The sequence below is a fragment of the Burkholderia sp. A2 genome (genome assembly GCF_001729305.1).
Lineage (GTDB): Bacteria > Pseudomonadota > Gammaproteobacteria > Burkholderiales > Burkholderiaceae > Burkholderia > Burkholderia sola.
Map to the genome: position 1 here is coordinate 1 of NZ_LZXX01000043.1, position 1,748 is coordinate 1,748.

The window sequence follows — 1,748 nt, forward strand, 5'->3', positions numbered from 1 at the left end:
GTGCAGTTCTGGGGCCGCATGCCGCTCGAGCATCGCCGGCCGACAGCACCAGCCGGCGATGCTCGAGCGGCATGCGGCCCCAGAACTGCACCGCCTGGCCATCGCGATGGTGATTCGGAATATGGCCTTCGTTGTACCACGTGAAGCCGAGCGCGGTATGCGCGCTCAAGCCTTCCTGGTAATCGAACGCCCACGAATACGTGCGCTGCCCGCCGCCCCACAGCGGGCCGGCGAACAGCGAGAATTCCTGCGCGTCGACGGGCGCGCCGTAGAGGGCAGCGACGGAGCAGAGACTCGCCAGCAGCGGGCGAACACGGACGGGGCGGGGCGGGCAGGGCATCGGGAGACGGGCCGGCACGGTTCACTTTCCAGTCACGACAGCACGCGATCATTTTCCTGCGCGGGACAACGCGTGTCGACCGGGGTTCGCGCAATAACGTATTACACGCATCGTGACAACATGCGGAGTACGCGGTCGGGTCCAGGCAACCGTCGGTACGCGCGTCGGCCGCGACTGGAGCGAGACGAAAAACGATTCGTGATGCTCGATATTCCGGAAAGACGCATTCGCGCGCGGCATGCCGCTTGTCGCCAACGACGCAAAAAAAACGCGGCCGGGCGGCCGCGTGAATACTCGCAGACTCCTTCGGACGAAGGAAACAAGCAACTGTGAAACGAAGTGTAGCGAAAGGCCGTGCAGGGATTCAGCGGGCATGCTGCAAAGGTGTCTTCCAGGTTTCGGCAGGCTGCCCGGATCGACCGCAATCGACTACCATCCAGTGACGCGCCGCCGCCCGGGCGGCGTACCACGTCGTACAAGGAGAATCCATGCTCAAGCTGCGTTTGCTCCAGGTCGCGTTATTCGCGGGCGTGCTGGCCGCCGGCAGCGCCGCTGCCGAAACGGTGCGCTTGTCCGCCAGTCTGCAGCCGTCGAGCGAAGTGCCGCCGACGGCGACCAAGGGCTCGGGCGCCGTCGCCGCCACCTACGACACGGCCACCCACATGCTGCAGTGGACGGTCACTTACGAACACCTCACGGGGCCGGCCACGGCCGCGCATTTCCACGGGCCCGCGCCGGTCGGCCAGAACGCCGGCGTGCAGGTGCCGATCCCGAAGGACGAGCTGGCGAGCCCGATCAAGGGTTCGAAGGCGCTCACCGACGAGCAGGTCACTGATCTGATGGGCGGCAAGTGGTACTTCAACATTCATACGAAGGAACACCCGGCGGGCGAGATCCGCGGCCAGATGATGCCGGCGAACTGAGCGCCGGCGTTTGATGTAGAGGCACCCGTCGAGCGACGCGGGAGCGTTCGCACGTACCATCGTCACACTGCGATGACGGAGTGCGTCCGATGAGTTGGCAAAGCAAGTTCGCCTGCTGGCTGCTGCGCTGGCAGTTTCGTCCCGAAACCACGCGCGAGGTGCTCGACCCCGCGCGTGCCCGGCGCTTTACCGACTTGCGGATGATCGTGCCGCGCCGCCCGCCGTCGGGCTACCGGCTGCGCCAGTGCTACGGCCCGGACGACGCGCCGCTGCGCGGCGAATGGCTCGAGCGCACCGATTCGGGCGCGGCGCGCGGGCCCGCCCGCACGCTGCTGTATTTCCATGGCGGCGGTTACTACTTCTGTTCGACGAAGACCCACCGGCCGCTGGTGTTCGGGCTGACGAAGCGCGCGGGCGTGCGTTCCTTCTCGCTCGACTACCGGCTCGCGCCCGAAAACCGCTTCCCGGCCGCGCTCGACGATGCG

General features: G+C 66.8%; 2 protein-coding genes and 1 pseudogene. 2 read left to right on the forward strand and 1 reads right to left on the reverse strand.

Annotated elements, in window-relative coordinates; all coding sequences use genetic code 11:
- Window positions 1–340, reverse strand: a pseudogene (locus tag A9Z05_RS03545) (hypothetical protein); the annotation flags it as partial.
- Between the two features lie 488 nt (window positions 341–828).
- On the opposite strand from A9Z05_RS03545, the gene A9Z05_RS03550 reads away from it, so the two are divergent.
- Window positions 829–1,263, forward strand: a complete 435-nt coding sequence (locus A9Z05_RS03550) for a CHRD domain-containing protein (protein ID WP_069616895.1) — start codon at window positions 829–831, stop codon at window positions 1,261–1,263.
- An 89-nt stretch (window positions 1,264–1,352) separates the two neighbouring features.
- On the forward strand, window positions 1,353–1,748 hold a 396-nt coding region (locus tag A9Z05_RS03555; RefSeq protein ID WP_176730140.1), incomplete at its 3' end, for an alpha/beta hydrolase.

Coding starts and splice junctions, on each gene's coding strand:
- A9Z05_RS03550 (WP_069616895.1), top strand. CDS start 829: ATGCTCAAGCTGCGTTTGCTCCAGGTCGCGTTATTCGCGGGCGTGCTG.